This is a genomic window from Bradyrhizobium lupini (assembly GCF_040939785.1).
GTDB classification, from domain to species: Bacteria; Pseudomonadota; Alphaproteobacteria; order Rhizobiales; family Xanthobacteraceae; genus Bradyrhizobium; species Bradyrhizobium canariense_D.
Genome location: NZ_CP162553.1, coordinates 7,379,166 through 7,403,930, shown reverse-complemented (window position 1 = coordinate 7,403,930; position 24,765 = coordinate 7,379,166). Strand labels below are relative to the sequence as shown.

The window sequence follows — 24,765 nt, the reverse complement described above, 5'->3', positions numbered from 1 at the left end:
GCCTTTGCTTTACTTCTTCGCGTAGCTCACGCCCATGCCGGCACGGACGTCGCTTTGAATACCATAGGGCGGGATCGGATAACGCAGGCCGTTCTTCGCCAGCGCCTTCATGCCCACAACCGCCTTGGCGAGATGTTCCGGCTTCAGGGCCATCAGCATCTCCTCGTCCGGCACGCCGCCATAGCGCCGTTCGGCGTAGCATGGCAAGGACAGGCTGGGCTCACCGCTCTTGAGCGCCCTGCCCCAGGAATCGGCGCAAGCGGTCTCGCCGACCACGCCCCATTCGAACTTCTTGTAGCCGGTGTATTGCAGCCCGTTGATCAGGATGATCATCTGCCCCGGGGTCGCATAGACGAGACAGATGTCCGGCGGATCGAGCCGGCCGCTCGCCAGCGGACTGACTGCGAGCGCCTGATATTGCCCGAACGGAACCACATCCAGCGCCTCCTGGCGCTTGCGTGCGTCCTCGGCCGTGCCGTGCCAGACCCCGACATAGTTTTCGCCGGCGAGCCATTTCTCGTCCTGCGGTGCAAGGCCGATCACCGCGCGGCATTGCGCGCCGACGAGATCGTCGGCCGTGATGCCCACTGTCCAGCCCAGACGCGCCGCCATGCTGACGATCTGGTCGGTGGTGTGGACCGCGTTCGGCCGCCGGATTTTCGGGATTGCCTCCATGTCCGCGGTCCGCGCGAACAGCTTCATGCCGATCACCGTGGTCTTCAGCCGCAACAGGCTGTTGAGATCGGCGACGAGGCCGGCAAGATCGATGCTGTCTGCACTCTGCTGTTGCATGGCGTCCTCCGGGGCCGGCGACCGTGAGCCGGTGCTGTTATTGCTTCTTGAACGGTTCTAGTCCTTCGCCGGCCCCGGGAGCAACTCGCCAGTCCGGCCCATCAGGCGGTAGGCGACGAGCCCGATCCATTCGCGCACGGCGACCTCGGTTCGGCCGAGCCCGTCCGTGCCGACATTGGTGAAAGAGAAGAGATCGTCACGCCCGCCCATTCGCCAGTCCACGGGATAGGCTTCGACGTCGAATCCCGCCTTGCGAAAGATTCCCATCGAACGCGGCATGTGAAAGGCCGACGTGACCAGGAGCCAGCGTTCGCCCGCCTTCGGCGCCACCAATTGTTTGGTGAAGATGGCATTCTCGTAGGTGTTGCGGGAGTCCCGCTCCAGGATCAGGCGCTGCTTCGCGATGCCCAGATTCTCCAGGATCGGCGCGGAGTAGTCGGCCTCCCGGGAGTCCGTCGAAACCAGGTTCGCGGTGCCCCCGGTGAAGACAATGCGCGTGTTCGGATAGCGGCGCGCGAGCTCGGCCGGCGCAAACAGGCGATCGGCCGCGTGCGCGACGACCGGCGTGCGGTGCGCCGCCGACAGATCGGTGTCGATCGAGCCGCCGAGCACGATGATGCCATCGGGCGCACCGCGCGACGGATCCCACGGCGGAAAACGCGACTCCAGCGGATAGAGCAAGAGGTTGCCGAGCGGCGAAAACGCGGCGAGCGCCAGCAGGATCAGCGTGGCCGCGGCGAGCTTGCGGCCGAAGGCGGCAAAGCGCGTCGCCATCAGGACGACCGAGACGATTCCGAGCTCGATCATCAAGTTGATCGGCAGCACCGCTGCGCCGAGGGTCTTGGACAGGACAAAAAGCAGGGGAGCCTCGCTGGAATGATCGTGCCCGTTGCGCGCGGGCTTGACCCGCCCGTCGATCTTCAGAAAGCTTCTTGGAAGAGGATCGATTGCCTGGTCAAGCCCGGGCCTGTGAAACGGACGGACGCCACATGACCCATCACCACCTGCATTCCAGCCCCGAGACCTGTCATTGGGGCTTCTTCGAGGCTGCGCTCAAGCCCGTCCTCACCATCGCGAGCGGTGACGAGGTCACGGTCGACACCATCAGCGGCGGTCCGGACATGCTGCCCGACCGCAGCAAATTTCACATTCCGCCCGAGATGCACGAGGTTCATGCCAAGAACGAGCGCATGCTGCCCGGCCACATCCTCACCGGCCCGATCGCGGTGGAGCGCGCCGAGCCCGGCGACGTGCTCGCGGTCGAGATCCTCGACGTCCAGCTCCGGCAGGATTGGGGCTGGAACATGATCAAGCCGCTGTCCGGCACCCTGCCCGACGATTTCCACGAGACGCGCATTCTGAACATCCCGCTCGACCGTTCCCGGATGGTCGCCCGCATGCCGTGGGGGCTGGACCTGCCGCTCAAGCCGTTCTTCGGCGTGATGGGCGTTTCGCCGCCGCCGGCCTGGGGCCGCATTTCCTCACTCGTTCCTCGCGCCATGGGTGGCAATCTCGACAACAAGGAGCTTGGCGCCGGCGCGACGTTGTACCTACCGGTGTTCGTCCCGGGCGCGCTGTTCTCCTGCGGCGACGGCCATGGCGTGCAGGGCGACGGCGAGGTTTGCGTCACCGCGATCGAGACAGCACTCCAGGGCCGCTTTCGCCTGACGCTGCGCAAGGACCTCAGGCTCGATTATCCCCGCGGCGAGACGGCGACGCATTACATGACCATGGCGATGGACCCCGATCTGGACCAGTGCGTGGTGCGGGCACTGCGCGACATGATCGTGCTGCTCGGCGAGAGGCGCAATTTGTCGCGCGAGGACGCCTATACGCTGTGCAGCCTGGCGGCCGATCTGCGGGTGACCCAGACCGTCAACGGCTCCAAGGGCATCCATTGCATGATCGAAAAGACGATCGTGCACGGCTGAGCCGACCGGCCCACTCCTGACCGGTCGAAGCCACGCCGCCGCCGGCCTGCCGCGCGGCGTGCCTTGTCATGCCTAAATTTCCCTCGCGATTCCAACGGGCTGACCAGGCGCCGCAGCCTGCATTTGACTTCTGCCTCCAAACCTAAATAGAGTCTTAATCGTAACTTTTATGTACCCGAGTAAGAGGCTAGCGTTCGGCCATGGCCACCGAAAAAGCCGAGACTGACCGCATTCCCGTAACCTTGGCGCTCTCGACCATCACCTATCTGGAGAAGCTGGTGAGACAGGGCACCCACGGCACCAGCGTTCCCGGCGTCGCACGTACCTTGATCGAGGAAGGCATCCGTCTCGCCATCAAGGACGGGCTTTTGTCGATTCGCGACAATGGCAGGACGTGAGCGCGCGCCGAACGTGAGGCGGACGGATCTCGAGAGGCGGATGGCCGACATCTGCAACCTGGGACCGTTACACATGCCTGTTCTCTCACCCACCTGGACCGACGAACGCATCGAACTTCTGAGGCAGCATTTCGAGGCCGGGCTCTCCTGCCGCGAGATCGCCGCCGACATTGGCGTCAGCCGCAACGCCGTGATCGGCAAGCTGTCTCGCCTCAATCTCACGCGCGGCCGAACCATCGACGATCGCAAGGTTCACGACAGGGGCCTGGCGCCGGCGCGCGCGCCGCGGACCGTGCCGCGGCTGCAATATGAGATGCTCGCCACGATCTACGGCGAGACCGGTGCGCCGATGGTCACCGGTCCGATCGACGACGCCAATCGCTGCTCGCTACTCGAGCTTGCCGAGAACCGCTGCCGCTGGCCGATCTCGACACCTGGCGCCGACGATTTCTGCTTCTGCGGCAACTCCGCACCCGACGGCCAGTCCTATTGCGCCGGCCACAGCCGCCTCGCCTACCGGCCGAATTCCCGCGCGCGCGTCATGCGCGGCTAGAGCCAAGTCCTGGAGGCGAGTCCTGGAGCCATGCCCAAAACGAAAAACCTCCGGCAGGGCATTGCCGGAGGTTTCTGGAGGTTTAGCATCAAGTCAGAGCCGCAACTTTCGTCATCGGCTGGAAGTAATATAGCTTAGTAGCTCAGGTAAGTAAATAAATTTGGGCCCATCGATTCGCATGGCTCGTCTTCGCCGCCCGCACGTGCCGCCGGATTTTCCGAAGGCCATCTTCGTAAAAAAAGCTCATCTCAGTAAAAAAGCCCCGGCGGTGTCCCGCCGGGGCTGCGTTCTATCCGAAGACCCAGGTGTGAAGACCCAAGTCCGAGGACCAAGGCTTACCAGTTGCGCTGGGCGCGAACCAACAGGCTGTAGGTGTCCTGGTCCTTTAGCTCATAGGTCGCCGCGGGCTTGGCAACGCTGGTGAGCGCCGGCGTCGTGATCACGCCCGAGTACTTCTGGTCAAGATGGCTGTAGGTGAAGTCAGCCGAGAAGGTCAGGTTCTTGATCGGGGTCCAGCGGGTGATGACACCGATCTGGCCGATGTTGAAGTCCGGGTTGCAGGTGCCGGTCAGGGTCGCGAACGCGGCGCTGCCGCAGATCATGCCCTTGGCGGTGCCGCTGTAGTTGACGGCAGCCCACGCACCATAAAGCGCCGAATTCCAGTACGGGCTCCAGTTGTGAGTGTAGGCACCACGGAAGCCGTAGGTCTTGGTCAGCTCGAGGCCGCTGCCGGGTGCGAACACCGCGTCAGACACGCCGGCGAAGCCGATGCTCTGATACGCGCCGCCCGAACCGCCGAACATCGAGTAGCTGGTCGCTGCCAGCTCCTGGAAGTTGTAGCGGCTCGCGCCGTCGGTGTAGACGCCCGAGATGTTGATCACGTCGCCTGCACCGGTCGGGATGTTCTTGATCGACAGCGCCAGCTGGACGGCCCAGCCCCACTTGTCTTCAGGATGACCGGTAACTTCGCTCGCGCCGTAATAGCCGACGTGGTTGTCGTGCGCAGCGACCGAGGCCTGGAACAGGCCCCAGGCCTGGTCGACGCGGAGCGTGCCGACGAGATCGGGGGAGCGGGTGCCGCCGAGATCGTTGGAGCCGTAGGCACCGCCGAGGACGCCGGCGGTGGACATGCCGGCCGTATTCCAGAGCGCGGTCTGGAACACCTGCGTCTGGTCCTGGGCCGAGACGATCGCCGTCACGCCCTGGCCGAGATCGGCAGTGTAGGTGAACTGGGCAACACCGTTGGTGGTGCCGCTGCCGCCGACGAGCTGGTCGAAGTTGTTGCCGGGATAGTTGATCCAGGGCGCGTCGAACTGCGACACGGCCTTACCCATGGTGAAGCCGGCGAACTGGATGAAGGCGTAGTAGACGCCGAGCGCGCCGCCCGAGATCGTGCCGTCGGTGCCGTTGACGGCGCCGCCGCTGGAGCCGATCAGGCTCGTGCCTGCGGCGTTGAGGCCGAGCGTACCGCTGTACTGGGTCGCACCCGTTCCCGAACCGGCGCCGACATAGTTGCCGGTCGTCCAGGTGAAGACCGCATCGAAATAGGTGCGGACCACGCCGTACTCGGTTGCGGTGCGGGTGTCGATGTTGAGATCTTCACGAGCGCGCATCGAGTAATAGTTGGTCAGGCGGTTGTTGGCCGCGAAGACGTTGTTGTACTGGGCGCTGTAATTGCCGCCGGCATTGAGCGCCACTTCGGCACGCAGATAGCCGCCCAGCTTGATGCAGGTGTCGCTGCCCGGGATGTAATAGAAACCCGCGCCGTAGAGCGAGCAGACCTTCACATACTCGACCGCCTTGGCCTTGACCGGAAGATCAGCCGCCTGAGCTCCACCGATGGCGATCAGACCCGCCGCAGTGCCGAGCAAAAGGCTCTTCACCACTTTCATATTAAAACCTCCAAGTTGCTCATTTTACGAAGACCGGACCGTGAGGCCCCCCAAGATCCCCGTCTTTGAAATCCGCTCGGCCGCTTTGCGCTTCGGACACACCCTCTTTCGACGCGAGGGACGTGAGCAAACCACCTGCAACGGGACGATCGAGTACCCCCCACCGCCACGAAGCAATATGCCTGCGCCTTTCGGTAATCAAAATACCTTATTTAGTCAGCTTTGTTGGTTTTGCTAAACCTGTGCCCCGTTCGCAACACCATTGCGAACCGATTCCGTGAGCTGATCATCTTTGTAGTTTTACTGACAAAATTACCCTGCTCTGCACTTGCGTCAGAGCAGGCTTGCGTGGACTATGGCTTGCACGACACCGGCCGCATACAAATCAGATCACGGGAGTGACGCTGTGTCAGCGACGAGGAAAGAAGGGGCGCGCCTCCGCACCATCGGCAATCTGGATATCATCAGGCGCTTCACCTGGGAGATATCGTCGATCAACATGTATCTGGAGGAGCTGCGTCAGTTCTGGGCGAGAACGCTCGGCATCAGCGGCCCGCAATGGCTGATCCTGATGGCGATCTCCGACCTCGACAAGGACGACGGCATTCCGGTCAACGTCGTCTCGAAACTGCTCCACGTCGATCCGTCGTTCGTCACCACCCAGTCCAAGCTGCTCGAGAAGAAGGGCCTGTTGCGCCGCCGCCCCTCGCCAACCGACGCAAGGGTGGTCCGACTATCACTGACCGAGAAGACGCAAAAGCACCTGGCGAGCCTCAACGAGCAGTACAAGACGATCAAGGAATTCGTCTTCCAGGAGTTCGACGAGAAAGAGCTGACGGAATTCACCACCAAGCTCGCGATGTTGAAGACCCGTCTCGAAAAAGGCCTGCGTCCGCCTGACCCTCGACTTCTGAGGCGACGTCCTCAGATGCGCCCCGCGGCGCCGAGCCGCGATTCCAGCCAATCGAAGATGTATTCATTGGCAAGGCTCGGATTGTCCGCATGGGCCTGCGCCGCGCCAGTTTCGGCCGCGGTGAACACCTTCAACATGACATCCGAACTGCCGAGCCGGGAGGTCTGGACGATCTGACGCGCCCGATCGGCCTTGAGCCAGCCGTCCTCGCCGAGCGTGATCAGCACCGGACAGTCGGCGCTGGAGGCCATCAGCGGAGCATGCGGCACCGGAACGATGCTGACGTCGCTCATCGCGAATCGGCTGGCAAAGAAGGCCCGCTCGTGCAGGTCCCACAGGCCGCCATCGCAGACGGCGGCGGCAAGCCGCGGCTCCTGCAGCACCGCGCGCGCCACGAAGGAAGAGCCCCAGCCATCGGCGACGATCGCGACGCGCTCGAAATCGACCTCGCTGCACGTCTCCAGATAGTCCATGACGCACGGAATCGCACTCTCGAGATCCCGGCGCCGCAACAGCGCGTCGAGATAATCGTCGCGCTGGTCGCCGAACAGGTCCAGCGCCAGCAGCGAAAAGCCGCGCTCGCGCGCGTGCGGCGCGAGCTTGAACAGAAACTCTTCCTTGCGATGGCCGGGCTCGCCGATGCAGATCACGGTCGGGGCTCGCACGCGTCCCAACGGCGCGTGCGCGGGCAGGAAATAGCCCTGCAACGAATGTCCGTCGAGCCAGGGTATCGTCACGACTTCCCCGGCAGGGTCGCGCGCGGCGAGGAAGCGGCGGGCGCAATCCTGCATCGCGAGGACCGCGACCCAGCGGCGCTCGTCCGCCTGATCGAGCGGCATTGCGGCCGCGCTGTAGTAATTCATGGCGCGGAGCCAATTGCGCTGCGCGGTCGCCCTGTGACCTTCCGCGAACGCGGCCTCGGCACGATGGCGATTGGCCTGCGCCAGCTTCTTCCACTCGCGATGCCAGGACTGGTCGTCGCCCCGCTTCAGCTGCCGCGCGATCATCAGGCATTCGGCGATCGTGGCGCCGCCGTCCTGGGCCGCGGTGAGGAGCCGCGTGAACTCAGCGGAGATGTCCTCTCGCTCCGGGCAAAGGATCCAGTCGTCGGAGAGGCATGCGGGTATCATCGGGAGCTACGCTCTGGTCATCGCCTTACACGTGACTGAATAAACTATTTTGGTTCCCTGACCAAGCTGCGGCGCGCCCAATGAGAGCCGTTCGAGATCACCATCGCTTGAACGCAGGGATGTGTCGCATGCGTGACATTCCAATGCGTCAGGAGTGGCCGACACGGCCAAGAAACGCCGGCAGCGAACTGGCAAGAGGTGGCACGTGAAATTGCCTGCGCGCCTCTTGCCATGATGCGCATCATACCTATATCGGCGCGCGCTCGTCGCCTGCGTCAGCCGAGCCGCCAGCCGACCTCCTGCGTGAAACTTTCGTAGAAGGCGCGGTCGTAGGCCTGCTCCGGCGTAGCACGAACGCGCTCGTCAAGGCGCTTTGCATCCTCACCCACGAGAATGCGCCATTGCTCCGCCTTGACCCCGTCGAGGATGATCCTGGCGGCCTGAGCCGCCGTCGTCGGCGCATCCTCGAGGAAGCTGCGGGCGCGCTCGGCGAACGCCGCCTGGATGTCCTCGTCCGACATTTTGTCGGCATCCGGCACGCCGGCCGCGACCATGCGCTTGCGGGTCAGCGCGATCTCGTCGGCGTTGAGCCGCTCCGAGCCGTCGGCGCTCTGCACCTTGCGCGAATTGGAGACGATCGAGGTGCCGATATGGCCGGGCATCACCACCGAGCATTTGACATGCGGCGCGTGCAGGCGGAGGTCGTTGATGAGCGCTTCGGTAAATCCCTTCACGGCGAACTTCGCCGCGCTGTAGGCGGTGTGCGACTGGTTCATGCCGATGGAGGCCCAGAAGCCGTTGACGCTCGCGGTGTTGACGATGTGGGCCTCGTCGGCCGCGACCAGCATCGGCAGGAAGGTGCGGACGCCGAGATAGACGCCGCCCCAGCAGATGTTGAAGGTGCGCTCCCACTGCTCGCGTGTGTTGGTGAACAGGCTGCCGCCGCCGCCGATGCCGGCGTTGTTGAACAGAAGGTGGATCCGGTCGGTCTTCTGCTGCTCGGCGAGCTCGTCGCGGAATCGCTTGAGATGATCCTCGATCGAGACGTCGGCGACATGCGTCGTGACGCGCAAGCCCTGCGGCAGCTTCTCGACCTCGCACAGCCGCTTGGTCTCGGCCATCGCGGCTTCCGAGACGTCGCACATCGCGACATTGCAGCCCTCGGCGACGAGCTGCCGCGCGAGCTCGCGTCCCATTCCCGTACCGCCGCCGGTGATGACGGCGATCTTTCCTGCAAAATCATTCATGGGACTTTCGGCCCCTCCCTTGTCGGTATGTTTCTTCATGGCTACGCCACGCATCGGTGCGCGCGCAAAATGTAGCAGCGCCGCATCCGCAGGTAAAAGCGGATCGGCGCTGCCATGTTCATCAGGGATTTCGGGGCGCGGACTATTCGGCCGCCTCGACGCGCCGCCCGTTCAACGCGCCGAGGCCGTCCAGCGCCTTGCGGATCGCCGCCTGCTGCGCGCTTGAGGGCTCCGGCATCGGCGCGCGCGGGTAAGTCCTGGGCAAGCCCTGCAGCGTCTGCGCATAGCGCGTGCAGGCCGGGAGATTGTCGGCGATGACAGCGTTCCACAGCGTCAACAGCTTCTTGTGCAGATCGAGCGCGCGCGGATGGTCACCCGCCTTCACCGCATCCCACAGCGCGACGGAGGCATGCGGCGCGGCGGTCAGGATCGCGGCGATCGAGCCATGGGCCCCCAATGTGTAGGACGGATACATCAGGGCATCGACCGCGCTGTAGATCAGCTTCTCCGGCGCCATCATCATGAGGTCCGCGAACAGTTTCAGATCGCCCGCACTCTGCTTGACGCCGACCACCAGCGGCACCTCGGTCATGATCCGCGTCAGCAGCGCCGGGGAAAGATAGGACCACGGCACCACGTTGTAGATGATGATGGGCATGCCGGTCTCGTCCGCCATGGCGCGGAAATGCGCCACCATCGCCTCGTCGTCTGGCTTGAACAGATAATGCACCGGCGTGACCTGGAGCGCTGCGACATTCATGTCGCGCACCAGCTTGCCGCGGCGGATCGCATCGCGGGTGGAGTCGACGATGATGCCGGCGATGACGGGAATGCGCCCCTTCACCGCGGCTACCGTCGCCTCCATCAGGTCGCGATATTCCTCGTGATCGAGCGTATGCCCCTCGCCGGTCGAGCCGCCGGCCGCGACGCCGTGTGCGCCGGCGCCGATCATCCAGTCGACCTGGGCTGCTACGAGGGTGTAGTCGATTTCGCCATCCTTCCGGAACGGCGTCGTCATCGGCGGGATTACGCCGGTCGGTCGTGTCTTCATGGTCTGCCCTCGCGTTTCCATATCCCTTGTGGCGGTCCCGATCTTTTGGCGGGTGGCCGCGGTCTGAAAGACTAGCGGTTACAAGCGGCCTGTGAAGCGCCACCGGCGCGGCGCTGCTCCCAGCATTCGACATCCCTGCGGTTATTATTGACCCGGTTCCCCGTATTTGCCCGGCTTCGGTTTAGGGGCAATTTTTTTACAATCCGAATCGTTAAATGGAGTCCGGACGCTGGGTCGAGTCGGCCAGGTCAGCGTGTTGTTTGCGTCACAGGCTCTGGCACTCCGCTTGCATCCTCTTCGTGGTCAGAAACTACCGATGAGGTGACTGGAATGTTCGTGACCGTCGTTGCCGTGCTCTGCCGGCTGAGTGCAGCCAGCTCAGGCAGTTGCATCGAGGAAATCGTGACCGACAGCAACATGACGCCCGAGATGTCGATGATGCAGTGTGCGATCGGCGCACAGGCTCCATTGGCGAAATGGATGGGCGAGCATCCGATCTACCACGCCAACTGGCGGCTCGATCGCTACAAATGCGTTCCGGGTCGCTACGAGGTCAAGGGCCACGCCTAAGGGCCCGCAAAACTACTGATACCAAGACGACGGACCAAGACTAAAAACGAGGAAACGCCCCGGAGGCCGACTGGTCTTTCCGTGCGGGCATCGACAGCGCCAGCCCCCATTGCGGCGGCGCGCTTTGTGACAACGATCACACCTTCCCCTTAAGCCACCGCCCGCAGAATGATCGCACGCGCGCCTCGCCCCTCCGGCGTCGGCATCAGCGCGTAATTGTGCGGCTGGTCACGGAGCAGATGCAGCTCGACCGGCACGCCCGCCGCCCGCGCCCCGGCATCAAACTACAGAGTGGCTGATCCAGGTTTGAGTCGAGGGAGCCCATCAATTACTCGAGCGACGACGCTCAGCATGCTAGTCGCAAAGATTCGAGCCTCGACCAGTCTTTCGTCTTGTTCAAGGTCCAGCTGTAAGACTGACGCTAACCATTCGGCCTTGTTTCTGCGGGAAAAGCTCCTGCAAAAGCCTTCTAGCTCTCCCTCCCTTAAGATCAGAAGACCTTTGGCCTGCGACGCAACACATATCTTCTCGAAGGCATTGATCAAATCTGAATCGGCAAATCCTCGATACCCGTCTTCTTTGATCCTTTGCCAAGGTGAAGCGCTCTTTCCCATCTCAGCTATTTGCTTCCGAGATTGGTCCGCAATGGCTTGGCTATTCCGCAACACAGCAGCGATCCGTTCAAGCTCCAGCGCGACTTCTATGGTTGAAGGCTCCAATCGTTTTGATTTCACTTTGGTTATCCCTATAGGTGAACCAGTGAACCAACGACATGAGTCAACTTGGAAGTGAATTGAAATGGACAGGACACTAATGTGTAGACAGGAAAAAGAGAGAGAAAATAGAGCACAAGAGAGACCGCGCCCAACTGCCCGGGGTACGGCGACGGTGGTAAATGGTAAGGGCGGGGCTACAACGCAACAAATAGAAAGAAATCGCTGCGCCGCCCGACGTAGGCTTCACAATCGTTATCGCCTGGGCCAGCCTATCAAGAAGCCAGTGGCCTTGTTTCTGAAGGTAGAAAGGGTAGGAGCAGCGAGCACACCCCGAAGCGGATCCATAATCGCGATGTAGTCGGTGTTGTCCCGCTGAATCCCATAAGCGACGACTACATGAGCTGGGTTTTTCCCTTCCATTACTATGTAGAGATGGTTCCCGGACGTCCCCGCCAGAGGAAACATCTTTTCGTATACATAGTCGAACGTGAGGTCGGCTCTGTCGATTTCCTCGTAATCCATGTTGATCGAGAGGCTGTTTGCAATCTCACCAAAGTACGCAAGATCGAGCGCATTTCCATTGCAGTACATCTGAAACATTTGGATGATTGAGCTATATGACCAACTGACCCCGCGAGTGGCTTCAAGCCAGGAGCTAAGGGCGCAAGCCCAACACACGGGCAGTGAAACTTCGTCGTCGCCAGTTCCTACCGATGGTTGCTTTACAATTCGGGGTTTCGATAGACGATACGTGACCATCTGATACCCTCATTCCCGACAGCATGATCCCCAGATCAAAGCCCGTACTAATGTGTCTTCATTGTTGCTGCTAAGTTCAAGCGCAGGCAAGAATTGTATTGCGGCCAACCGAAGCCGTTCTTCAATCCGCTCGAAGCCCTCGAAGCCGTCCATTAATCCGCGCGCTCGTTCGCACCGAATCGCAGCGCCCTCGCGCGCTGGATTGCAGCGCCTTAGTTCTGCTGACTAGTGCTCCGTTACGCTGCGTTACGCTAATTGCAGCACTTTTTCATGGATTCGAACCCCTTCTTTTCGAGGGCTTCCAGAGTTGCGTAAATCGTCGCCATCGGAACCGCCTTGCGCACCGCAGAAGGGCATACGTCGCCTGGCCGTTTGCCGTTTAGGGCCGCCTCCAATGCGGCAACCTTTTCCTCAAGCGCCTTCGTCCGATCAGGTATCGTCCCGAGTTCCTTCCATAGCGGTACGTCGTTTAGCCACTTACGGACGTCGTCGATTACTCCGATTGCCCTACCGCCTGGTGTGCGACTTGGAAATCAGATAGGTGAGGAACGATGCGCATGCTCCGATAAAGAAGATCGCGTCAGCTTCATCAACGTCCGCTTCAGCCTCACTTAAGAGCGCATGTCGGATGCCCTTCTCATCGCTCGTATATCCATAGAGTGATAGGAACGCCTTTTTAAGCGCCGGATGGAGAGCAATCCTCTGTTCTAATCCCGACAATGCCTTCGAAAGATCGCCAGTAGGTTCGAGCACGCGCGCAACTGACTCCGCTGCGCTGATACTTTCACGAACGCTTGCTGGGTAATCTCCTTCGGTGAGTTTCGAAGCAGCATTTTTTAAGTGAGTTTTGCGCCACCGAATTGCGAAGCAGATAATGCTGCGTTCGCCTGGATAAGCGCGTCGGCTTCCTCTGTTGAGGCAGTCGGCCAGAACACACCGTCTTCAATGCGGTAAGCCGCGCGGCAGTTCTCTAATACCAACTGAACTGCTGGACCGAGATCAGGCGGACAATTTGGGTGCCGAAGAACAGCCTAAAGCCAACCGTACACCTTGTGGCATTCGGCTTTTTCGAACAAGTCACCGATCTTGGTGACGATCCCGTTCGGATTGAATTTGTCGATGCGAACGTGGTGGTGGTCGACATGCAGATCCTTCAGAATTCTGGACCAGTTTCCACGATAATGGAGAATGTCGGTGTAGGCTCGATCAAGCCTTGCATGAATGCAGGCCCAAAGCTTCGCCCGAAGTTCTCGACTAAGTTCCTTGCGGTCGAGCTGCGCCGGGAGAGGTGCCAAACCCTCGCTTGTTCAAAGGTCAGCGATCTACGATCCGAGGTGCCCATGTGCCTGGCTCCGGGCAGATCAACGCGCGATGGTGGTACGCCCCACGTACACGCGGGCAAGCTGTCGTTGGTTATCCGGGCTATTCACATCCCGGCGACATAAGCCCGTTACCCTATCCGTTACCCTTGAGAAAATCCGGACGCCCTGAAATCCGGCTAAGTTTTGGTCGGAGCGAGAGGATTTGAACCTCCGACCCCTAGTCTCCCAGACTAGTGCGCTAACCGGGCTGCGCCACGCTCCGAACGTCGTTCCATTAGCTAGGATCGCCGCTTTGCGCAAGGCGAGGTGACACCATTTTGCTGTCTCCGCCGAAAGGCCTCGGAACTGGCCCAAAGCCGACGGAGTCCGGCGTCAGGCGTCCTTCAATGCCTGATCCAGCATTTCGCGGCAGGCGATGAGCTCGGCGAGCACCCGTCCGAGGCGCTCCCGGTCGATGGCGCTGGGGCCTGCGGGCGCGGCGGGGGTGCCGCCCTTGCGGAAGGTGGTGAGGATTTCCTCGTCGTCGGTCTCGGAGAAGCGGAAGTCGATGCCCTCCTCCTCCTCGCCCTGGTAGTCGTCATCGTCGCTGTCGCGGGCGCCGCGGACGCCGGTCTCCTCCTCGGGCTCCATCAGGCTGGCGCCTACGGCGTCCTCGATGGCGCCGAACGAGACCGCGGCCGCGCTGTCGGCGAGGCCCTGCACCGATTTGACGCCGTGCTCTTTCAGGATCCGCTGCACCCCGCGGATGGTGTAGCCCTCCCCGTAGAGCAGACGGCGGATGCCCTTGAGCAGGTCGACGTCGTCGGGGCGGTAATAGCGGCGGCCGCCGCTGCGCTTCATCGGCTTGATCTGGGAGAATCGGGTCTCCCAGAACCGCAGCACGTGCTGCGGAATGTCGAGTTCCTGCGCTACTTCGCTGATGGTTCGGAACGCATCCGGCGCCTTGTCCAAATGCCAAATCCTTATCCAGAGGGCGGATTACGCCTCGGGTTGCGCCTTGCTGGCGTCGCCATTGGTGCGGTGCTGGGCGTTGATCCGCTGCTTCAGGATCGCCGACGGCTTGAACACCATGACCCGGCGCGGCGAGATCGGCACCTCGGTGCCGGTCTTCGGGTTGCGACCGATGCGCTGACCCTTCTTGCGGACCATGAAGGAGCCGAACGAGGACAGCTTCACCGTCTCGCCCTTCTCAAGGCAATCGGTGATCTCCTTCAGCACGAGTTCCACGAAGGCAGACGATTCCGTGCGCGACAGCCCCACCTTCTGGTAGACGGCTTCGCACAGATCGACACGCGTTACGGTTTTACTTTGATCGGTCATCGCCCTGCCCCACATCACGGCGAACAATTGTTGTCTGAAATTATGAGCTTACGATACAGCGGTCAACAGCGCTCATCAATGCAGGCGCATCGATAATCCGCGCTGATTCGGGCAAAATTTTACCGAGTGTGGCTTACCAGCGCACCAGCGCGGAGCCCCAGGTGAAGCCGCCGCCCATGGCTTCGAGCAGAACCAGGTCGCCGCGCTTGATGCGGCCGTCCTTGCGCGCCACCGACAGCGCCAGCGGGATCGAGGCCGCCGAGGTGTTGCCGTGAAGGTCCACCGTCAGCACCACCTTCTCCGGCGCGATATGGAGCTTGTGCGCGGACGCATCGATGATTCGCTTGTTGGCCTGGTGCGGCACGAACCAGTCGATGCTGTCGGCATTGAGCCCGGTCGCCTTGAAGGCGTCGACGATCACGTCGGTGATCATGCCGACCGCGTGCTTGAAGACCTCGCGGCCCTCCATGCGCAGATGGCCGACAGTCTGGGTCGAGGACGGGCCGCCGTCGACGAACAGCTTCGCCTTGTGACGGCCGTCGGAGCGCAGATGCGTGGTCACGATCCCGCGGTCGGTCGCGGCATTGCCCGGCTGCTCCTGCGCCTCCAGCACCACCGCGCCGGCACCGTCGCCGAACAGCACGCAGGTGCCGCGATCGGTCCAGTCGAGGATGCGCGAGAAGGTTTCCGCGCCGATCACCAGCGCGCGCTTGAAGGCGCCGGTGCGCAGGAAATTATCGGCGGTGGCGAGCCCGAACACGAAGCCCGAGCACACCGCCTGAAGGTCGAAGGCCGCGCCATGGTTGATGCCGAGCCCGTGCTGCACGGCGACCGCGCTTGCGGGGAAGGTGTTGTCAGGCGTCGAGGTCGCGAGCACGATCAGGTCGATCGACTGCGCGTCCACGCCAGCGTCCGCGAGCGCAGCCTGCGCCGCCTTCAGCGCCAGATGCGAGGTGAACTCGCCCTCGGCCGCGATATGCCGCTCGCGAATGCCGGTGCGTTGCACGATCCACTCGTCGGACGTGTCAATGCGCGCCGCCAATTGGGCGTTGGTCACCACCTGCTCCGGCAAATAAGAGCCGCAGCCCAGCACGACCGAACGAATTTGAGTCACGAAACAGCCTCCTGCGCGGCCTGCACGGAACTGAGTGCACCACCTTCGCGATTGAGCATCTGATTGATCTTGTTGAGGAGATCGAATTTGACCATCTCATAGCCAACATCGATCGCATAGGCAAAGCCTTCGGCAGCGATTCCGCCATGGCTCTTGACCACGATCCCGTTCAACCCCAGCAACACGCCGCCGTTGGATTTGTTCGGATCCATCTTGTTGCGCAGGGCCTGGAAGGCGTTGCGCGCAAAGAGATAGCCGAGCTTTGACAGCCAGCCCCGCTTCATCTCGTCCCGGAGCAATTCCGCCATCTGCCGCGCGGTTCCCTCCGCGGCCTTCAGCGCGATGTTGCCGCTGTAGCCCTCGGTGACGATGACATCCGCCACCCCCTTGCCGATGCCGTCGCCCTCCACGAACCCGAGATAGTCGAGCTCGGGCAGGTTCCTGGCGCGCAGGATTTCGCCGGCCTCGCGAATCTCCTCATGCCCCTTGATCTCCTCGACCCCGATATTGAGCAGGCCGACCGTGGGACGCTTTTTGTTGAACAACACGCTGGCCATCGCCGCGCCCATGATGGCGAGCGACACCAGATGATGCGTATCGCCGCCGATGCTGGCGCCGAGGTCGAGGACGACGGAATCGCCGCGCCTGGTCGGCCACATGCCGGCAATGGCCGGACGGTCGATGCCCGGCAGCGTGCGCAGGTGGAAGCGCGACATCGCCATCAGCGCCCCGGTATTCCCGGCGGAGACCGCAACATCCGCCTCGCCCTTTTTCACCGCATCGATGGCAAGCCACATGGACGAGGTCCTGCGGCCGCGCCGCAGCGCCTGGCTCGGCTTTTCCTCGCCGCTGACCGCGACATCGGTGTGGATGATCTTCGAGGCCGCCTTCAGCGCGGGGTGGCGGTCGAGCTCGGGTTCGATCTTGGCGCGGTCCCCGATCAGCAGGAATTCGATCTCGCGATGCCTTTGGAGCGAGATGGCGGCGCCTGGGATGACCACCGCGGCGCCGGCGTCGCCCCCCATGGCGTCAAGCGCGATGCGAACCTTGCTTGGCATAAAAGTCCTGGAAACCTGGGTCTGGTGCGGTCTTGAACGAGCGGGGCCGCAAATGGGTTCGCCACGAACATGGCGGTCGGTCAAGCGCCACGCCGCACCCGGACCGGGGCGCGACAATAGCGTTTTGTTATCCCGAAACAACCTCTTGCCCCCAGCCTTTTGCATTCGGGAGCATCGGGCTGCGGACGGACTAATTCACAAGAAGTACATCAAAATCAAACGGATAATCGAGCTTTTCAAACCACCGCCGCAAACATCTCGCCCCGTCCCGAAGCGGTCCTCTGGAGAAGGTGGCACCTATTTGTCTTTCTTCCCGTCCTGAAGTGCCTTCAGGACCGCAAAGGGGTGGTCCTCCGGATCGGGGGCGATAACCTCGGGCTCAAACACGACCCCCGGCTTGCGCGGATAGGGATCGACCGCCAGGAACAGGGCATCGGTGGCAAGCCTCCCAAGGTCGATGATGCCATTGACGATCGCCTCCGGCGGGTCGGCGACCTGCTCCTGATCGTCGTGCCCCTCCTCCATCAGGTCGGCCAGGCGGCGGACCTCGGCCTCGGGGGCGAATATCAGGTCCACCTCCTCGTCGATGTCGCTCTCCATCGGGTCAAGCGTGACCACACAGGTCTGGCCGATCCGGGCGCGAACGTGCCCCGTGACCTGGATCCGGTTGCCGCTTTTCGGCACGACATCGAAATCGGCCTGGACCGAGATAACCTCGCGCAAGCCTGCCGTCTCAGCCATGGCCTGCCGCTCGGCGGCCGAGGCCTCGAGCTTGCGATGCAGGCCGGTATCCGGGATCTGTGCAACGATGACGGGCACCCGCCAGGGATCGGGCCCGGATGCTGGTATCGGTCGGGTCATGGCGTCACATCCTCAGGAAGCGCTGGAGGAAACTTGAAGGACGCACCCAGCAGTGCGGCCTCGCCGGTCTGGGCGAGGTTGGCCTCGGCCGCCCTGGCATAGGCTGCGAGCTGCTGCGCCTGGTCCATGCCGGCCCCATTCAAGATATTCTTGCAGATCGCGGATGCCAGCGCCTCGCCGCCGCCTTCCATGGCCTGATCGTAGGCCTGGACCCGGCCGTAAAACGCCTCGCCGAAGGCCCGCATCCGCTTCGGCACGGTCTGGTCGCCTATCCCCATCTCGCGCAGATTGTCGTCCATGTCCTCGCAGAAACGGTCGAACAGCGCCTGCGACAGCTCGGTGGCGCTCTGGACCGTGCGCAGGCGGCGCAGCAGCAGCCAGAGGTGCAGCAGCAACAGATCGAAACGCCCGTTAACGGTATCCGGCACGCCCAAGTCGCGGTAAAACATGGGTTCTCGCGCCTGCGTCACGATCATGCCATAGATGGCTTCAATGGTGCCCGGCGAGGCTAGGCGGGGTTTCCTGAAGTGATTGAACGGCCAAAGCATTGTGGTTTCCGCAAGCGGGCGCGCGCGTGTTGCATTCAGAGCCTCCGCCCGGTACTTCAGCGCCTCGCGCGACGCAAGGGGACGGAATCAGTTCCGCTATGACGATAACGAACCAGACCAGCCTGCGTGCAGACAAGCCGCGCGGCCTTCATGCACGTTGGCGCGGCTTGCGCCTGTTCGCGGCCGCGGCCCTGGTTGGCGCCGCGCTTGCGGGCTGCACCGGCGAGCAGTTCCAGAAGGGTTACATCCTGCCGCCCGGCGCACTGGAGCAGATCCCGATCGGTGCGAGCCAGGACCAGGTGCTGATCGTGATGGGCACCCCCTCCACCGTCGCAACCCTCGACGGCGAGGTGTTCTATTACATCTCCCAGCGCTCCGAGCGCATTGTCGCCTTCATGAACCAGAGGGTGGTCGATCAGCGCGTCATCGCGGTCTATTTCGACAAGAACCGGCGTGTGCGCCGGCTTGCGAATTACGGTCTCCAGGACGGCAAGATCTTCGATTTCATCAGCCGGACGACGCCGACCTCGGGCCAGGAGATGAGCTACCTCACGCCGATCTTCAAGCTGCTCAGCTTTAACTGAGCCTTCAGCCTGCGGCTTCGTGCGGCTTGCCGTTGCGCATACGCTTCCATACGCTCCTGCAAAATAAGATGCAGGGAGTGGATCTGTGCCCAATCAATTGCTGTCCCGCCGTCGCGTGCTCACTGGCGCTGCCGCTATCTCGGCCGCAGCGATCCTGCCGCGATCGAGCTTGGCGGACTGGAAGCCGACCGAAAACGTCCGCCTCGTCGTGCCGGCTGCCGCCGGCGGTTCGACCGACGTGATGGGTCGGCTTCTGGCGGCGCATCTGCAGGCCGCCTGGGGCCAATCGGCCGTGGTGGAAAACCGGTCCGGCGGCGGCGGTACGATCGGCACGGCCGAGGTGGTCCGCGCCAAGCCGGACGGCCACACCATCCTGATCGGCAATCCCGGCCCGAACGCGATCGCCTACAGCATTTTCAAGAACCTCACCTACAAGCCGGACCAGCTCCAGCCGGTCTCCAACATGATCCGGATCCCGAACATCGTCTCGGCGCATCCCAAGACCGGCATCAAGTCGATCGCCGAGCTGGTCGCCTATCTCAAGGCCAATCCGGACAAGCTCAGCTACGCCTCCTCCGGCGTCGGCCAGAGCCCTCACCTCACCGGCGCCTGGTTCCTGCAGCTCACCGGGCTGAAGATGACACACATCCCGTTCCGCGGCGCCGGTCCCGCGCTCCAGGCGGCGCTCGCCGGCGACATCCAGATCCTGTTCGACAACCTCTATCCGAGCCTGCCGCAGGTACAGAACGGCACCCTCACCGGCCTCTGCGTCACCACGACCGAGCGCAGCGACCTCGCGCCGAACCTGCCGACCATGCGCGAGAGCGCGCCGGAGCTTGCGGCTTTCGACGTCTCGTCGTGGTTCTCCGTGTTCCTGCCGAAGGGTGTGCAGCCTGCCGTTCTCGAAGCGCTCAACCTTCAAGTGAAGGCGATGCTCGAGCGCGACGACATCAAGAAGAACATCCTGGCCATGGGCGCCCGCGCCGACTACGGCACGCCCGACCAGTTTGCCGCCTTCGTGGACGCCGAGACGAAGAAGTTCGCCGGCATCATCCAGAAGGAAGGGCTGCAGATGGACGTGCAGTAGCCTTCGCATCCGCGGACCAACATGCAGCGCCGGGCCGCGCTTTCGCGTTGAGTGCGTGGCGACCCTCGGTTGCTATGCAAGCTCGGCCGACGGCTGTCCCACCAAAGCGGCAATCGCCGAAATCGAGTCCAGGCGCGTCAAATCGAAGCCGATGTCGGAGAAGTTGATCCCGTGGTCGGTCTCAATGCTCATGATCAGCTCGACCGCGTCGAGCAGATCGAGGCGGCCGCTGGTGAACAGCAGATCATCGTCACCAAGCGGCGCGCTGTCGCCCTTCATCAGCAGCCGCTGCACGATGTAGCGTCGCATCTGCGATCTGACTTCAGGGCCGGCTTTCGTGGTCATGTCGAGACTCCCAGGAGATAGAACAGGAATTCGGCGCGTTGCCCGAGCGAATGCTCGCGGTCGAGCGGCGCATCGAAGACGTGAATGAGACAAAAGAAGCTCGACACCCACAGGCAAGGCAGCAAGCGGCCACGCAGCCATCCTCGCGGCGCCAGTTGCGGGACGCGGCGCATCTGCGAGAGCCCGACACTGATGGCCAAGACAAACGTGTAGAACGCGTGCGATTGCTGACCGACCACCGCCCGCCAAAGGCCCATTTCGCCGACGAAATGAATATCGCGGATGAAGTGAAACAGCAGGTTGCCGACACAGGCCGCGGCAAAGGTGGCGAAGAACATGCGAAGCCGGCGATGGCCGCGGAGGCAGCGAACAAAGGTGGGGTAGAAGAAATGGTCGACGAGCAGTTCTTTGTAATAGAAATAGTAGCGATTCCAGAATTCCGCGAGCGTCGTTGACTCCAGAGGCCGGTAGGTGTTGCGCAGCAGGCGAAAGCCGGCAAGTCGCGCCGTGGCGATGATGACGCCGCCGAACACGGTCATGCTCAGCAAGTCCTCGACGAAGAAGCTGACGAGGCTCGCCCATCCGACGAAACGCGGCCAGGGATGGCGCGCGAGATATTGCAGCAGGTTGTCGTCGAACATTGGAAGCTGCAAACGTCCGTGGACGATCTCGACGAGACAGACTCTGACGATGGCGAGCACAAGGATCCAGACCGCAAGCTTGACGCCCTTGAGCTGCGTCACTGCAAGCTCCTCGGGTGTCTTGGCCTCGAAGCGGTCGAGATAAGACAGCCCCTTCCCGAACGGCGTCAGCGACGATCCCCAGAAGGGGTGGAAAACGCTCAGGTGCCGCCACACCGGAGATCGCTTCCTGCCCGCATCGGCCAAACCATAGGCAAGAAACCACAAATAGGGCTGGAACGTCATCAGAAACGACCACAGCAGAACACGCGGCAGGCCGGCCATCATCGTGGCCTGCGTCAGCGCGACGAGTGCCAGGAACGCCAGCAACAGGCTGAGCGTCGGGCGGCGGAAGACCACCGTCCCTGGCCCCTGCATGATCAGCAGGCCCGCGAACAGCGCAAACACGACGACCAGCATGACCGCTTCCAGCAGCGGCTGATGGATCCGGTCGCCGACGCCTTCGTCGATCGTCAGCCGTTCGAGAAAACCACGGTCGATCAGGAAGCCGCTGCGATAGAGCAGCAACAAGGTTGCGAGCAAGATCAGGACGCGCCGGTACCGGCCGGCATAGGCGCACACCAGCGCGAGTCCCGCCGCTGAAAAATCGATACCTATCTGCCGAAACAAAACCGCGAGCAGTCCGACCGCGCAGCAGAGCAGCAGGCGGCCACCGATGTCCTGGACCCCCGCCACGAGCCTCGGGTCCCGATCGATCTTGGGGATCAACCGCCACGACGGCTTCGCAGGAAGACCCGATGGCGCGTAGCCGTAGGGCTGGCTTTCAACACTCATCGGACAACGCGCGCGATCACTACGAGCTGTTGCATCTACGAGGCCCTTGTAACAGCTTCGCCGAGCAGTGACGCTACCGAGCGCCGGTCTGCCTTGCCATTGGCATTGACGGGAATGTCTTCCATCCAGATGAACCGGCCCGGCACCATGTAGGCGGGAAGGTGCGCAGTGCAGTGCTGGCGCAGATCGCTTTCCGCCATTCTTGCACCCGAATACGCGGCCAGCAGCCGACTGGCGCCACTGGCGTCGTGCTGCACCACGGCGAGCGCACGGGTTATTCCCCTACACGCCATCAGCGCGTGGTCGATCTCCTCCAGCTCGACCCGATACCCCCGAAGCTTGACCTGATTATCCGCGCGACCGCGGAAACGCAGGATGCCGGTTTCAAGGTCGGCCTCCACGAGGTCGCCGCTCCGATAGAGGATCGACCGATAGCCGTCGATCAGAGGGTCCTGACAGAAACGGCGGGCGGTCTCTTGCGGGTTGTTGATGTAGCCGAGCCCTACCCCAGGGCCTCCCAGCCACAACTCGCCGGCAGTGCCCGCAAGCGCCGGCTTCATCTCTTCGTCCAGGATCCGGTAGCTGAAATTGGGATTGAGCCGCCCCAGTGGCGCCAACCCGTCCTTGGTCTCAAAAACGGATTCGACGATCTCGAAACCGCTGCAAATGCAGCTCGTCTCGGTCGGGCCGTAGCAATTGATCAGCTTCGCCTTGCCGGCAAACGCGTCGTGGAACCGACGAAGCCGGGCCAGCGGAAACCCTTCACCGCCGAACATGAACCGGCTGACGCTCGGCAGCCAATTCGGGCTCAGAAGGTGCATGGAGTCCAGGAACATGAAGAGGGTCGGCACGGCGAAGAAGAACGTGCACTGATGCTTGGTGATCTCCGACACCAGCTCTGCAGGGGGCCGCCCCTTCTGCGCGTCCAGCGCGACGACCGCCGCTCCGTTCAGGAAGCCGGCATAGATGTCGAAGACCGAATTGTCGAAATAGATCGGGTTGACATTCGTCAGCCGGTCACCGGGTCCAATTCCAAGATCGCTCTTCGCCCAGGCGATCAGGTGAAGCACCCCTTGATGGGGGATGACCACGCCCTTCGGTTCGCCCGTCGATCCCGAGGTGAACATGACATAGGCCGGATCGGCCCCGGTGATCAGGGATGTCAGCGGCAGATTGTCGTCTTCAAGCTGCGACAGGGCATGATGCAAGGCAGCCCGGGCAATTGCATCGCCGATCAATGTCCGCGGCCCAGCTCCCTCGCGCACGCTGACGATCAGCGCGGGCCGGCATCGCTCCAGCATCAGCCGGGCACGTTCCTCGGGGGCCGCAGGATCGAGGAAGGCATAGGGTGCTCCGATCTTGATGCAGGCGATCGCGAGCGCATAGGCCTCGGCGATTTTCGGCAATTCAAGGCACACCACGGCGCCCTTGTTGACGCCCCGCGATGTCAACCAACGCGCCAACCGGTTTGCCAACCGGTTGAGCTCCGAAAAGGCAAAGCTGTCGCCTTCGCACAACAGGGCGACGGCGTCCGGCGAGGACGCAACGGTCTCTTCGAAATGCAGCGCCAGATTATGGGCGGTCATACCGACGCCTCGATCAATTCATTGTCGCCGCGATCGCCCGACGCGTTCGACGAGGCCTGTACGATCTCGGCAAAATCTCGCTGGTTGAGCGCGATCACGGCCGCCGGCAATTTCGCCTCCGGAAACTGGGCCTGCAACACGTCCCCCAGCTCCATGCCGAGATGCTGAAGGAACGCGGCGGCCATCGGATCGGTCGCCAGCGGCCTGCCCTCACTTTCCCCTTGCTTCATGTCCGGCACGAGGCTGCTGTTCTCGCTGTCAGCTGAAGCAGCTTCGCCATCGACACGCAGCACCACGTCGTAGCGATAGCGGGTCAGTTCGTAGCTTGATCCGCGCTTGAGCAGGATTTCCGCACCCGATATCCGCGGGATGGATCCGAAAATACCCTGAAAGTAGCGGGGGTCGATCACCAACTCGCGCTCCTGGGCGATCGACAGGAAGATCTTTCGCGCGAGCGCGGCATCCGTGGCTCCCGAAACTTTCGCGGATTGAACTTCGCGATGGAAGACCGGCAGGAGCTCGAGGTTACGAACGTCGCCGACGAAGATGTGCCCCCCAGGAGCCACCAGGCCTGCGGCTTGCTCCAAGACTAAGTGCAGGTATTCGATGCCGGGAAAGTATTGCACGACGGAATTGAGCACCACTGCATCGAACGAATTCAGCGGCAAGCCGCTCAAATCGGCGGCTTCCCGCTCTAGAAACTCGACATGCCGAAGCTCGGGCTTCGGCTGCGCGAACGCACGCAGCCGCTGAACGGCCACCGGCGAGAGGTCGGTCCCGCAATATACGTCACAGCCGGGCGCGAGCTTTTCGACGAGCAAGCCGACGCCGCACCCGATCTCCAACACCCGCCTTGCGCCAAGAGCACGAATTTGCAGGATCGTATGATCGAGCCAATGGACCATATCGGGTTCGGGAATGGGCCTGTTGGTGAAGTTGCTGGTCCAACCGACGAATGACGGCACAACACCGCCGGCGTCATGGCGATATGCTTGATCGAAAGCGCGACGCCATTGCGCAACTCTGCGATCCGACTCGGCCTGGAGACGCTTCGCCTTGCCGGCGCTCAGATGATCGGGGTCAATTGCGACGAAAGCGACCTCGGACTGACCGCCGTGGCCAGGCTCGGCGCTGAGGAAAGCATCCGCCACGCCCGGATGCGCCATCAATGCCCGCTCAATCTCGTTCACAGGCCGTGCAGGCAACGGAACCTCCCTCTCGCGGACGGCGGGCAGCGAACCCCTGAGCATGTCGAGAGCGCGCCGCGCGCGGAGCACCACACGCGTGCTGCGGAGCTCCCTAAGATGCCGCTGACAGTCTCTCGTATTTCTAGAACTCGGCCGGTTAAGCAACCCTAAATGTGCGCACGCGTAGGGTGCACATTTTCGGGCGGCTTACGCCCCCGGCATTGATGGATCGCTCTGATGACCGGATTGTTGCGTTCCGCGTCCCGCCGGGCGGGTTTCATGTTCAGATGATGCGCCGGCCTCCGGCAGCACACGCAAAGAAAGAC

The 24,765-nt window shown here is 62.5% G+C and carries 26 protein-coding genes, 1 tRNA gene and 1 pseudogene; 8 read left to right on the top strand and 20 right to left on the bottom strand.

Annotation, left to right across the window (positions count from 1 at the left end; genetic code table 11):
- Positions 1–9 precede the first annotated feature (9 nt).
- Both AB3L03_RS35660 and AB3L03_RS35655 read right to left on the bottom strand, forming a co-directional pair.
- Positions 10–792 carry a DUF169 domain-containing protein gene (locus tag AB3L03_RS35660; protein WP_219682248.1) on the bottom strand — a complete coding sequence of 261 codons (783 nt, stop codon included), beginning with the start codon at positions 790–792 and terminating at the stop codon, positions 10–12.
- A 57-nt stretch (positions 793–849) separates the two neighbouring features.
- A complete protein-coding gene (locus tag AB3L03_RS35655) occupies positions 850–1,599 on the bottom strand; it encodes a YdcF family protein (RefSeq protein WP_245288410.1) in 750 nt (249 codons plus the stop codon).
- A 182-nt stretch (positions 1,600–1,781) separates the two neighbouring features.
- Here AB3L03_RS35655 and AB3L03_RS35650 point away from each other — a divergent pair, with 182 nt between their 5' ends.
- The 3 genes from AB3L03_RS35650 to AB3L03_RS35640 all read left to right on the top strand — a co-directional run bounded on the left by AB3L03_RS35650 (position 1,782) and on the right by AB3L03_RS35640 (position 3,674).
- The gene (locus AB3L03_RS35650) at positions 1,782–2,723 is read left to right on the top strand and encodes an acetamidase/formamidase family protein (RefSeq protein WP_368507970.1); all 942 of its coding nucleotides are present in this window, start codon (positions 1,782–1,784) and stop codon (positions 2,721–2,723) included.
- A gap of 200 nt (positions 2,724–2,923) precedes the next feature.
- Positions 2,924–3,121: a hypothetical protein gene (locus AB3L03_RS35645; RefSeq protein WP_007603456.1), complete on the top strand. Its 198-nt coding sequence runs from the start codon at positions 2,924–2,926 to the stop codon at positions 3,119–3,121.
- 73 nt (positions 3,122–3,194) lie between these two features.
- Positions 3,195–3,674: a GcrA family cell cycle regulator gene (locus AB3L03_RS35640; RefSeq protein ID WP_018455139.1), complete on the top strand. Its 480-nt coding sequence runs from the start codon at positions 3,195–3,197 to the stop codon at positions 3,672–3,674.
- 335 nt (positions 3,675–4,009) lie between these two features.
- Here AB3L03_RS35640 and AB3L03_RS35635 read toward each other — a convergent pair whose 3' ends face one another.
- On the bottom strand, positions 4,010–5,566 hold the full coding sequence (locus tag AB3L03_RS35635) for a porin (protein WP_368507969.1): 1,557 nt from the start codon (positions 5,564–5,566) through the stop codon (positions 4,010–4,012).
- 406 nt (positions 5,567–5,972) lie between these two features.
- On the opposite strand from AB3L03_RS35635, the pseudogene AB3L03_RS35630 reads away from it, so the two are divergent.
- Positions 5,973–6,480 (top strand): annotated as a pseudogene (locus tag AB3L03_RS35630) (MarR family winged helix-turn-helix transcriptional regulator).
- Between the two features lie 10 nt (positions 6,481–6,490).
- On the opposite strand, the gene AB3L03_RS35625 reads toward AB3L03_RS35630, so the two are convergent.
- The 3 genes from AB3L03_RS35625 to AB3L03_RS35615 form a co-directional block, all read right to left on the bottom strand.
- Positions 6,491–7,609 (bottom strand): S9 family peptidase, encoded by a 1,119-nt coding sequence (locus AB3L03_RS35625; protein WP_018455141.1) that lies wholly within the window; start codon positions 7,607–7,609, stop codon positions 6,491–6,493.
- Between the two features lie 275 nt (positions 7,610–7,884).
- Complete coding sequence (locus tag AB3L03_RS35620; RefSeq protein WP_085353399.1) at positions 7,885–8,856, bottom strand: SDR family oxidoreductase; 972 nt, start codon at positions 8,854–8,856, stop codon at positions 7,885–7,887.
- 142 nt (positions 8,857–8,998) lie between these two features.
- Positions 8,999–9,907, bottom strand: coding sequence for a dihydrodipicolinate synthase family protein (locus AB3L03_RS35615; RefSeq protein ID WP_085384798.1), 909 nt, complete (start codon positions 9,905–9,907; stop codon positions 8,999–9,001).
- Between the two features lie 330 nt (positions 9,908–10,237).
- Here AB3L03_RS35615 and AB3L03_RS35610 point away from each other — a divergent pair, with 330 nt between their 5' ends.
- Complete coding sequence (locus AB3L03_RS35610) at positions 10,238–10,477, top strand: hypothetical protein (protein WP_162496319.1); 240 nt, start codon at positions 10,238–10,240, stop codon at positions 10,475–10,477.
- Positions 10,478–10,761: 284 nt separating this feature from the next.
- Here the strand turns inward: AB3L03_RS35610 and AB3L03_RS35605 are convergent, their stop codons facing one another.
- The 3 genes from AB3L03_RS35605 to AB3L03_RS35595 form a co-directional block, all read right to left on the bottom strand.
- On the bottom strand, positions 10,762–11,211 hold the full coding sequence (locus tag AB3L03_RS35605) for a hypothetical protein (RefSeq protein WP_368507968.1): 450 nt from the start codon (positions 11,209–11,211) through the stop codon (positions 10,762–10,764).
- A 234-nt stretch (positions 11,212–11,445) separates the two neighbouring features.
- Positions 11,446–11,793, bottom strand: a complete 348-nt coding sequence (locus tag AB3L03_RS35600) for a hypothetical protein (protein WP_018455146.1) — start codon at positions 11,791–11,793, stop codon at positions 11,446–11,448.
- Between the two features lie 666 nt (positions 11,794–12,459).
- Positions 12,460–12,705 carry a hypothetical protein gene (locus tag AB3L03_RS35595; RefSeq protein ID WP_085364696.1) on the bottom strand — a complete coding sequence of 82 codons (246 nt, stop codon included), beginning with the start codon at positions 12,703–12,705 and terminating at the stop codon, positions 12,460–12,462.
- 263 nt (positions 12,706–12,968) lie between these two features.
- On the opposite strand from AB3L03_RS35595, the gene AB3L03_RS35590 reads away from it, so the two are divergent.
- A complete protein-coding gene (locus tag AB3L03_RS35590) occupies positions 12,969–13,397 on the top strand; it encodes a hypothetical protein (RefSeq protein ID WP_368507967.1) in 429 nt (142 codons plus the stop codon).
- 61 nt (positions 13,398–13,458) lie between these two features.
- Here the strand turns inward: AB3L03_RS35590 and AB3L03_RS35585 are convergent.
- The 7 genes from AB3L03_RS35585 to AB3L03_RS35555 all read right to left on the bottom strand — a co-directional run bounded on the left by AB3L03_RS35585 (position 13,459) and on the right by AB3L03_RS35555 (position 18,175).
- Positions 13,459–13,536: transfer RNA gene (locus AB3L03_RS35585), tRNA-Pro, on the bottom strand.
- Positions 13,537–13,646: 110 nt separating this feature from the next.
- The gene (locus tag AB3L03_RS35580) at positions 13,647–14,225 is read right to left on the bottom strand and encodes a MerR family transcriptional regulator (protein ID WP_007611070.1); all 579 of its coding nucleotides are present in this window, start codon (positions 14,223–14,225) and stop codon (positions 13,647–13,649) included.
- Positions 14,226–14,252: 27 nt separating this feature from the next.
- On the bottom strand, positions 14,253–14,594 hold the full coding sequence (locus AB3L03_RS35575) for an integration host factor subunit alpha (RefSeq protein ID WP_018456841.1): 342 nt from the start codon (positions 14,592–14,594) through the stop codon (positions 14,253–14,255).
- Between the two features lie 133 nt (positions 14,595–14,727).
- Positions 14,728–15,708 carry a beta-ketoacyl-ACP synthase III gene (locus AB3L03_RS35570; RefSeq protein ID WP_026233249.1) on the bottom strand — a complete coding sequence of 327 codons (981 nt, stop codon included), beginning with the start codon at positions 15,706–15,708 and terminating at the stop codon, positions 14,728–14,730.
- The gene (gene plsX / locus AB3L03_RS35565) at positions 15,705–16,766 is read right to left on the bottom strand and encodes a phosphate acyltransferase PlsX (protein WP_018456843.1); all 1,062 of its coding nucleotides are present in this window, start codon (positions 16,764–16,766) and stop codon (positions 15,705–15,707) included. The genes AB3L03_RS35570 and plsX overlap by 4 nt, the downstream gene beginning before the upstream one ends.
- A 297-nt stretch (positions 16,767–17,063) precedes the next feature.
- A complete protein-coding gene (locus AB3L03_RS35560; protein ID WP_085353405.1) occupies positions 17,064–17,627 on the bottom strand; it encodes a DUF177 domain-containing protein in 564 nt (187 codons plus the stop codon).
- Positions 17,624–18,175: a ubiquinol-cytochrome C chaperone family protein gene (locus AB3L03_RS35555; protein ID WP_026233251.1), complete on the bottom strand. Its 552-nt coding sequence runs from the start codon at positions 18,173–18,175 to the stop codon at positions 17,624–17,626. The genes AB3L03_RS35560 and AB3L03_RS35555 overlap by 4 nt, the downstream gene beginning before the upstream one ends.
- Positions 18,176–18,273: 98 nt before the next feature.
- Here AB3L03_RS35555 and AB3L03_RS35550 point away from each other — a divergent pair, with 98 nt between their 5' ends.
- Entirely contained in the window at positions 18,274–18,759 is a 486-nt protein-coding gene (locus AB3L03_RS35550) for an outer membrane protein assembly factor BamE (RefSeq protein ID WP_018456846.1), read from the top strand.
- Between the two features lie 85 nt (positions 18,760–18,844).
- A complete protein-coding gene (locus AB3L03_RS35545) occupies positions 18,845–19,846 on the top strand; it encodes a tripartite tricarboxylate transporter substrate binding protein (RefSeq protein ID WP_026233252.1) in 1,002 nt (333 codons plus the stop codon).
- A 72-nt stretch (positions 19,847–19,918) separates the two neighbouring features.
- Here AB3L03_RS35545 and AB3L03_RS35540 read toward each other — a convergent pair whose 3' ends face one another.
- Genes AB3L03_RS35540 through AB3L03_RS35525 form a run of 4 tightly spaced genes read right to left on the bottom strand, consistent with a single transcriptional unit; the run spans position 19,919 to position 24,418 of the window.
- A complete protein-coding gene (locus tag AB3L03_RS35540) occupies positions 19,919–20,191 on the bottom strand; it encodes an acyl carrier protein (RefSeq protein ID WP_368507966.1) in 273 nt (90 codons plus the stop codon).
- Positions 20,188–21,666: a hypothetical protein gene (locus tag AB3L03_RS35535; RefSeq protein ID WP_368507965.1), complete on the bottom strand. Its 1,479-nt coding sequence runs from the start codon at positions 21,664–21,666 to the stop codon at positions 20,188–20,190. Before AB3L03_RS35535 ends, AB3L03_RS35540 begins: the two co-directional genes overlap by 4 nt.
- Positions 21,667–21,701: 35 nt before the next feature.
- Positions 21,702–23,252, bottom strand: a complete 1,551-nt coding sequence (locus AB3L03_RS35530) for an amino acid adenylation domain-containing protein (RefSeq protein WP_368507964.1) — start codon at positions 23,250–23,252, stop codon at positions 21,702–21,704.
- On the bottom strand, positions 23,249–24,418 hold the full coding sequence (locus tag AB3L03_RS35525; RefSeq protein WP_368507963.1) for a class I SAM-dependent methyltransferase: 1,170 nt from the start codon (positions 24,416–24,418) through the stop codon (positions 23,249–23,251). The genes AB3L03_RS35530 and AB3L03_RS35525 overlap by 4 nt, the downstream gene beginning before the upstream one ends.
- Between the last annotated feature and the right edge of the window lie 347 nt (positions 24,419–24,765).

Excerpts from the sequence above, each read along its gene's own strand:
- AB3L03_RS35660 (WP_219682248.1), bottom strand. The coding sequence starts at position 792 with ATGCAACAGCAGAGTGCAGACAGCATCGATCTTGCCGGCCTCGTCGCC.
- AB3L03_RS35655 (WP_245288410.1), bottom strand. The coding sequence starts at position 1,599 with ATGATCGAGCTCGGAATCGTCTCGGTCGTCCTGATGGCGACGCGCTTT.
- AB3L03_RS35650 (WP_368507970.1), top strand. The coding sequence starts at position 1,782 with ATGACCCATCACCACCTGCATTCCAGCCCCGAGACCTGTCATTGGGGC.
- AB3L03_RS35645 (WP_007603456.1), top strand. The coding sequence starts at position 2,924 with ATGGCCACCGAAAAAGCCGAGACTGACCGCATTCCCGTAACCTTGGCG.
- AB3L03_RS35640 (WP_018455139.1), top strand. The coding sequence starts at position 3,195 with ATGCCTGTTCTCTCACCCACCTGGACCGACGAACGCATCGAACTTCTG.
- AB3L03_RS35635 (WP_368507969.1), bottom strand. The coding sequence starts at position 5,566 with ATGAAAGTGGTGAAGAGCCTTTTGCTCGGCACTGCGGCGGGTCTGATC.
- AB3L03_RS35625 (WP_018455141.1), bottom strand. The coding sequence starts at position 7,609 with ATGATACCCGCATGCCTCTCCGACGACTGGATCCTTTGCCCGGAGCGA.
- AB3L03_RS35620 (WP_085353399.1), bottom strand. The coding sequence starts at position 8,856 with ATGAATGATTTTGCAGGAAAGATCGCCGTCATCACCGGCGGCGGTACG.
- AB3L03_RS35615 (WP_085384798.1), bottom strand. The coding sequence starts at position 9,907 with ATGAAGACACGACCGACCGGCGTAATCCCGCCGATGACGACGCCGTTC.
- AB3L03_RS35610 (WP_162496319.1), top strand. The coding sequence starts at position 10,238 with ATGTTCGTGACCGTCGTTGCCGTGCTCTGCCGGCTGAGTGCAGCCAGC.
- AB3L03_RS35600 (WP_018455146.1), bottom strand. The coding sequence starts at position 11,793 with ATGTTTCAGATGTACTGCAATGGAAATGCGCTCGATCTTGCGTACTTT.
- AB3L03_RS35575 (WP_018456841.1), bottom strand. The coding sequence starts at position 14,594 with ATGACCGATCAAAGTAAAACCGTAACGCGTGTCGATCTGTGCGAAGCC.
- plsX (WP_018456843.1), bottom strand. The coding sequence starts at position 16,766 with ATGCCAAGCAAGGTTCGCATCGCGCTTGACGCCATGGGGGGCGACGCC.
- AB3L03_RS35560 (WP_085353405.1), bottom strand. The coding sequence starts at position 17,627 with ATGACCCGACCGATACCAGCATCCGGGCCCGATCCCTGGCGGGTGCCC.
- AB3L03_RS35555 (WP_026233251.1), bottom strand. The coding sequence starts at position 18,175 with ATGCTTTGGCCGTTCAATCACTTCAGGAAACCCCGCCTAGCCTCGCCG.
- AB3L03_RS35550 (WP_018456846.1), top strand. The coding sequence starts at position 18,274 with ATGACGATAACGAACCAGACCAGCCTGCGTGCAGACAAGCCGCGCGGC.
- AB3L03_RS35540 (WP_368507966.1), bottom strand. The coding sequence starts at position 20,191 with ATGACCACGAAAGCCGGCCCTGAAGTCAGATCGCAGATGCGACGCTAC.
- AB3L03_RS35535 (WP_368507965.1), bottom strand. The coding sequence starts at position 21,666 with ATGAGTGTTGAAAGCCAGCCCTACGGCTACGCGCCATCGGGTCTTCCT.
- AB3L03_RS35530 (WP_368507964.1), bottom strand. The coding sequence starts at position 23,252 with ATGACCGCCCATAATCTGGCGCTGCATTTCGAAGAGACCGTTGCGTCC.
- AB3L03_RS35525 (WP_368507963.1), bottom strand. The coding sequence starts at position 24,418 with ATGGCGCATCCGGGCGTGGCGGATGCTTTCCTCAGCGCCGAGCCTGGC.